Consider the following 6826-nt stretch of genomic DNA (forward strand, 5'->3'; position numbering starts at 1 on the left):
AAATTCAAGTGAAATAAATAATTTATGCTAACTAACTCTAACTCCCATTCTACAGGAACCGTTTTAAAGGTCGATAAGGCTGATATTTACTATGGTAATTATCGGGCAGTACGAGACGTTTCCATCGATATTCCCAAAAATAAAGTCACCGCTTTTATCGGACCCTCTGGCTGTGGAAAAAGTACCATTCTCAGGTGTTTTAATCGTCTCAATGATTTAATTCACGGTTTTCGTATTGACGGCAAAGTTTTTTATCATAACCAAGATATTTACTCTCAAGAGGTGGATCCTGTCGAAGTAAGAAAATACATTGGTATGGTGTTCCAGCGCCCTAATCCTTTTCCCAAATCCATTTATGATAATGTGGTTTACGGAGCGCGCTTAAATGGTTATAAAGGGGATTTGGATGAATTAGTAGAAACTTCCCTGCGTCGGGCTGCTCTCTGGGAAGAAGTAAAAGATAAACTGAAAGAAAGCGGTTTTTCCCTATCGGGGGGACAACAACAAAGATTATGTATTGCTCGCGCTATTGCCGCTCAACCAGAAGTATTATTAATGGATGAACCCTGTTCGGCACTCGATCCGATTTCAACTTTAAAAGTTGAGGAATTAATGCACGAATTAAAAGAACGTTACACGATTATTATTGTTACTCACAATATGCAACAAGCCACAAGAGTAGCAGATTTAACGGCTTTTTATAACGCTGAAGCCACCGATAAAGGTGGCAAAATTGGTTATCTAGTCGAGTTTGATCATACGGACAAAATCTTCGGTGATCCTCAAGAACAAGCAACTAAAGATTATGTTAGTGGACGTTTTGGCTAAATCCAGTTATCAGTTATCAGTTATCAGTTATCAGCTTTTTTCTTCCCTCTCCTCCTCTCCCTTCTCCCTTTTCCCCAACACTATTCCTTTAAAGATTATGTATAGTAGCGATGTTGTCACCGATGCGGTTTTGAGAACCAAAAACTTAAATGTTTACTACGGTTCTAATCTTGCTGTTCGTGATGTTAACCTTGATATTCCTGAGAAAAAAGCGGTCGCTTTTATCGGTCCCTCTGGCTGCGGTAAAAGTACGGTTTTGCGCTGTTTTAATCGCATGAATGATCTGGTTAAAAGTGCCAAAATTGAGGGAAAAGTTACCTTTCGCGGTCAAGATATTTATGGTAATTCCGTTAATCCTGTCGGGTTACGCAGTCGTATTGGTATGGTTTTTCAGAAACCGAATCCTTTTCCTAAATCTATCTATGAAAATATCGCTTTTGGGGCGCGCTTAAATGGTTACATCGGCGATATGGATCAATTAGTGGAAGAATCTTTAAAAAAAGCCGTTCTCTGGGATGATGTTAAAGATAAACTCAAAGAAAGTGGTTTAGCTTTATCAGGGGGACAACAACAAAGGTTATGTATTGCCCGCGCTATTGCGGTTAAACCAGAAGTTGTTTTAATGGATGAACCCTGTGCGGCACTCGATCCGATTTCTACCCTAAAAATTGAGGAATTAATTCACGAATTAAAAACCCAATATACTATAGTTATTGTCACTCATAATATGCAACAAGCGTCGCGGGTTTCTGATTTAACGGCCTTTTATAATGCCGAACCGACCCCAAAAGGCGGTAAAGTAGGTTATTTAGTGGAATATGATCGCACCGAGGTAATCTTTCAAAATCCCGCTCAAGAGTCCACTAAAGATTATGTTAGCGGTCGTTTTGGTTAAAGGATTAATAATTAATCGTTATTCACGACTCCGGGATAGATTAATTTTTTCCATCTGGAATGATTGAAAAACGATTAACTTAACTGATTGCGAAAACGTTTGGCACTAATAGTTAAAAGTATCACAGCGAAACCAATCAGAGCCAATACATGAACCCATAAAGCTTCTAAACCGACACCTTTTAAAAGAATACCGCGGATAATAGCTATGTAGTGACGGAGAGGATTAAAAAGAGAGAGATATTGAAAAAATGGCGGCATCGTTTCAATAGGTGCGATCGCTCCTGATAATTGTACCATGGGTAAATTGATAAAAAAGGTGGTTAAAACTACCTGCTGTTGGGATTGACAGAGTGTCGCTAACATAATACCGACACCAATACTAACAAAAATATAGAGACTAGCTAAAGCCATAAATAGGAAAAAGTTGCCCCGAAATGGCACATTAAAAATCACTTTACCGATGGTTAATGCTAACAAAACATCACCCAAAAGGAGGATGAATAAAGGCACAACTTTAGCTAACAAAATCTCCCAAGCAGCGGCAGGAGTCATCAGTAATTGTTCGAGAGTTCCCGTATCTTTTTCTTTAACAACGGTGATAGAAGAAACGATCGAACCGATTAAAGTTAATACTAATCCCATGACTCCGGGGACAAAAAACCAACTGCTAGAAAGTCCAGGATTATAAAAGAAAATTACTTGTGTTGAGATGGGAAGTGGCGCATTTTGATTAACTTTTCCCGTGCCGAATTCTTGCACAATTTGATTGATATAACCCTTAGCAATTCCTGCGGTATTGGCATCCACTCCATCGATAAAAACTTGAATAGATGCGGTTTTTTCTTGGGTGAGATTGCGACTAAATTCGGGGGGAATTATCAAACCGGCGGTTAATTTTCCTGTTTCCACCTGTTGGGTTAATGTCTTCTCATCAAAAGTGATTATTTCGGCATCAAAAATCTGATTTTCGGTAAAAGCAGCGCTGAGAGAGCGACTTTCAGCAGTAGCGGCATAATCGACTATTCCTAATTTGATATGATGAACATCGGGATTAAGCGCAAATCCATAAATTAATAGTTGAATAGTTGGGGGGAAAATCAAGAGAATAATTAACTGTTTGTTGCGTAATATCTGGCGAATTTCTTTAATAACTAAAGATAAAAAACGACCTGTAAATAATTGCTTAAACATCTTATTATTCTCCTAACTGCATTCTTGATAGAGCTTTTATTGCTAATATAAATAATACCATTCCCAAGAGGAAAATGATAACTAAATTATTGCCAATACCCGCCCAACCCACACCCCTGACAAAAGCATCTCTAGTAATTTCGATATAATAACGAGCGGGAACTATATTTGAAACTAAAGAGAGGGGAAAGGGAATATTACTTAACGGATAAATAAAACCACTGAGTAATAAAGCAGTGAGAAAACCCACTAAAGAAACACCTTGCACCGCAGAATTTTGATTACTGGTACGCGCACCTAACATTAATCCAAACATCACACTTGCCCATAAATAGAGGATAGTTCCTAACAGTAATGGCATTGGATCACCAGCAAAATTTAATTGAAAAATGAGACTTCCTAAACCCATAACTCCGATAGCGATTCCGATTCCTACTATTAGATAAGCGAGGGATTTACCTAGTATTAATTCTTCGGCAGTGAGAGCGGAGGCATAAACTTGTAAAATTGTGCCTTTTTCCTTTTCTCGTACCATAGCGATCGCTGATAAAAGTGAGGGAAAAATCCATAAAACCACAGCATAAACCCCTGGCACAATATAGAGAGATTCTTGTCGTCCCGGATTAAACCAAAGTCGGGTGGCAGTTTCGATAGGAATAGTGGCAGAAATTAAGTTTTCTGCTTGTAAAAAAGAGCGGGTTGTCGCTTTAATCGCATTGCGAATAATTCTGGCATTATTAGCATCTGTACCATCAACAATTGCTTGAATTTCGGCAGTTTTATTGGCTTGTAAATTACGACTAAAATCGGGAGGAATCACAACAATTGCCCTAGCAATACCTCGATCTAAAGCGGTTTCAGGGTTGCCTTCCCAAACCACGGGAATAAATAAATTAGTGGCGAACAAGCGATCGCTATAATTTTGACTAAAAACTGTTCGATCTTGATCTTGCACTAAAACCGGTATATCTTTCGCCTCTAAACGAATAGCAAAACCAAAGATAAAAAGAGTCATCACGGGTAAAATGAAAGCGAGGGCGAGGGTAAGTCGATCACGACTAAACTGCACTAATTCCTTACGACATTGGGAGAGAATTCGTTTCATGAAATTGCCCGATTAAGGATAAATTTTTACGGCAGTTTTAGGGAACTTATCGCACCCTTTTGATGTCTAAGTCTAAGGCAGTAGCGGGGGGAAGAGAATCTAATTTTGCTGGTAATTATTCCTGTTGTTGACCTTCTTCTCTACCTGATTTTATTAGAGTTATTGCATAAGTAGGTGGGTGGAATTAAATATAAGATGAACGTAGGTTGGGTTGAAGCATGAAACCCAACGCCCGCATGGGTTACGCTACCGCTAACCCATCCTACAAATAATTGTGCCCCCCTACTTAAAAAGCTCTAAAGGGATTGTAACCGATGACGGATGAAAGATTAGAACGGATCGAGGGCATACTACAGGCTACCGTTGTCCTCACGCAACAGAATCGAGAAGATATAGCACAGCTAACCCGTGAGGTTAGGACAATAGCAGCGAGTCTCGAAGGAACCAACGAGCGCTTAAATCAATTTATCACTCAAGCTGAGAGCGATCGGCAGTTTTTCCGCAACGAAGTCACTGGTATCCGTACAGAAGTTAAGCGAATTGTAGAGCATCTTTTCGGACAATCCCCAGATCAGGAGTAAAGAATTAGCCAACGGGTATATATTATCCAAGTTACTTCTCATTAATTCTCTGCACAACGCTGATAAATGCGTCTTCTAAAGAAAAGGGAAGCAAACGCAAGGATTGTACCTGTATTCCTGCGGTGCTGACAATCTTTTTTATCTCTGGAATTTCCCTGTCGGGATGATCGAGAGTCAGGTGCAAGCAATCGCCAAAAATCGAGACGCGCCAAGCTTGTAAACGGGTTTTTAAAATTGCTGCCGCTTGTTGCACTCGATCGAGACGTAATTCGATTAATTGCCCCGGTTGTGCTGCTTTAATTTGACTGGGGGAACCTTGCATCACCACTTCTCCAGCTACCATAAAACCGAGACGATTGCATTGTTCCGCTTCTTCGAGATAATGGGTTGTCACTAATACCGCAGTTCCCTGACGAGCCAAATCATTAATTAAGCGCCAGAATTGTCGTCGCGCTAGGGGATCAACTCCAGAAGTGGGTTCATCGAGAAATAGTATCTCTGGTTCGTGCATTACGGAAGCGCCAAAAGCGACGCGTTGTTTCCATCCTCCCGGCAGTCTTCCGGTTAACATTGTTTCCCGTCCGATTAATCCCACCGTTTCCAAAACCCAAGCGATTTTTTGGCGACGGTAGTGCGGGGGAACCCCATAAACCCCGCAGTAGAATTCCAGATTTTCGATCACAGTGAGATCATCATAAAGGGTGAATTTTTGGCTCATATAACCAATTTTTTGCCGTAATACGGGATTACGCAGGTCTTGACTGCGCCCAGCTAAGGAAATCTCGCCATCAGAGGCGGAAAGTAGCCCACACAGCATTTTAATCGTGGTGGTTTTTCCCGCACCATTCGCCCCCAATAAGCCGTATATTTCTCCGTAGTCAATGGTTAAAGTAACACCTTTGACGGCGCAAAAATTAGCGAAGGTTTTCCGCAAATCCCTAGCATCGATCGCTATTCCCGTGGTGATCGTCTCGGATTTAAACTTTGGTAAGGGGATAAAAGGGGGATCGGAACCCTGTTGTCGCAAACGGGTGACAAAGACGTTTTCTAGGGTTGCCTCGCTAGGGTGGATATCGCTGAGATGATCGATCGCATTCTGAATAATTCTGGTTGCTTGCTGGGGATTGCCAGTTAACACATCTAGACGATCACCAAATAACTGCACGTCATTAATATTTTGTCCATCCACCAAAAGAAGTATTTTTTCGGCGGTAGCGGCGATATCGGGCGATCGAATTTCCAAGCGTTGTAAACCGAGACGTTGGCGCAATTGGCTGAGGGTTCCGATCTCGTGAATTTGTCCCTCGTACATCAAAGCGATGCGGTGACAACGTTCCGCTTCATCGAGGTAGGGAGTAGCCACCACAATTGTTATACCTTCGCGGGCTAAAGTGGCTAAAATATCCCAAAATTCTCGCCGAGAGACGGGATCAACTCCGGTGGTGGGTTCATCGAGAAGTAGGATTTGGGGACGAGAAATCAGGGCGCAACAGAGGGCGAGTTTTTGTTTCATGCCCCCGGAAAGTTGGCCCGCCAGGCGATCGCCGATGCCCTTCAGGTTCATTAAAGTTAAATATTTATCCCGACGCGCTTGCCAATCCCTCTCGGTTACTCGGCGCAAATTGGCCACATAACGCAGGTTTTCATCAATGCTGAGGTCAAGATAGAGGGAAAATTGTTGAGTTAAATAGCCGATAGTTTGACGGACGTGACGGGGCTTTTTTCCCTCTAGATCCACATAACCACCCGATGGGTTCATCACCCCGCCCAGAATGTGAAAGGTGGTGGTTTTTCCCGCTCCATCTGGACCAATTAAGCCAAAAATTTCCCCCGGATAGACTTGGAAATTTATCCCTCTAACGGCGGCAAAATTGCCGTAGTTTTTCTGGAGGTTGACGACATGAACTACTCCCATCCGCTACGCCCTCGATTCGAGTTTCTGAAGTTTCTTCGTCCCTAGATGCCTCATACTTCCGCACAAGGTAGCACTAGACGACTCTGCATCTAAAGAGGCTCGTTCCAAGCCCCTAGCTTGACATCCTCGCCGCCGTAAAACGGACGGCGATTCCCAAACCTCACGATTATGGATGTAATCTGACTGTTACTGTGCTTGGTTCACAGCTTTCTGGTATTTGTCTTGACCATCGAATAGGTAAAGGTTCTGTGCATTTAGCTAAATAGATTTGTCTGTCTTTGAACTTAAAAGCAGATTTGGTAAATTCGG

At 42.0% G+C, this 6826-nt stretch carries 6 protein-coding genes and 1 pseudogene; 3 read left to right on the plus strand and 4 right to left on the minus strand.

Annotated elements, in window-relative coordinates; all coding sequences use genetic code 11:
- Positions 1-24: 24 nt before the first annotated feature.
- The gene (gene pstB, locus IM500_RS15975) at positions 25-828 is read left to right on the plus strand and encodes a phosphate ABC transporter ATP-binding protein PstB (RefSeq protein ID WP_190722526.1); all 804 of its coding nucleotides are present in this window, start codon (positions 25-27) and stop codon (positions 826-828) included.
- A 97-nt stretch (positions 829-925) separates the two neighbouring features.
- Entirely contained in the window at positions 926-1723 is a 798-nt protein-coding gene (pstB, locus tag IM500_RS15980; RefSeq protein ID WP_190722543.1) for a phosphate ABC transporter ATP-binding protein PstB, read from the plus strand.
- Positions 1724-1797: 74 nt separating this feature from the next.
- Here the strand turns inward: pstB (IM500_RS15980) and IM500_RS15985 are convergent, their stop codons facing one another.
- On the minus strand, positions 1798-2916 hold the full coding sequence (locus IM500_RS15985; protein ID WP_287738944.1) for an ABC transporter permease: 1119 nt from the start codon (positions 2914-2916) through the stop codon (positions 1798-1800).
- 4 nt (positions 2917-2920) lie between these two features.
- Complete coding sequence (locus tag IM500_RS15990) at positions 2921-4021, minus strand: ABC transporter permease (RefSeq protein WP_190722524.1); 1101 nt, start codon at positions 4019-4021, stop codon at positions 2921-2923.
- Positions 4022-4335: 314 nt separating this feature from the next.
- On the opposite strand from IM500_RS15990, the gene IM500_RS15995 reads away from it, so the two are divergent.
- Positions 4336-4602 carry a hypothetical protein gene (locus tag IM500_RS15995; RefSeq protein WP_190722523.1) on the plus strand — a complete coding sequence of 89 codons (267 nt, stop codon included), beginning with the start codon at positions 4336-4338 and terminating at the stop codon, positions 4600-4602.
- 31 nt (positions 4603-4633) lie between these two features.
- Here IM500_RS15995 and IM500_RS16000 read toward each other — a convergent pair whose 3' ends face one another.
- Both IM500_RS16000 and IM500_RS16005 read right to left on the minus strand, forming a co-directional pair.
- Positions 4634-6517 carry an ATP-binding cassette domain-containing protein gene (locus tag IM500_RS16000; protein ID WP_190722522.1) on the minus strand — a complete coding sequence of 628 codons (1884 nt, stop codon included), beginning with the start codon at positions 6515-6517 and terminating at the stop codon, positions 4634-4636.
- Positions 6518-6686: 169 nt separating this feature from the next.
- Positions 6687-6826, minus strand: a pseudogene (locus tag IM500_RS16005) (RNA-guided endonuclease InsQ/TnpB family protein); the annotation flags it as partial.

Origin of the sequence: Microcystis sp. M179S2 (genome assembly GCF_020245805.1) — a bacterium.
In the GTDB taxonomy this organism is placed as follows: Bacteria; Cyanobacteriota; Cyanobacteriia; order Cyanobacteriales; family Microcystaceae; genus Microcystis; species Microcystis aeruginosa.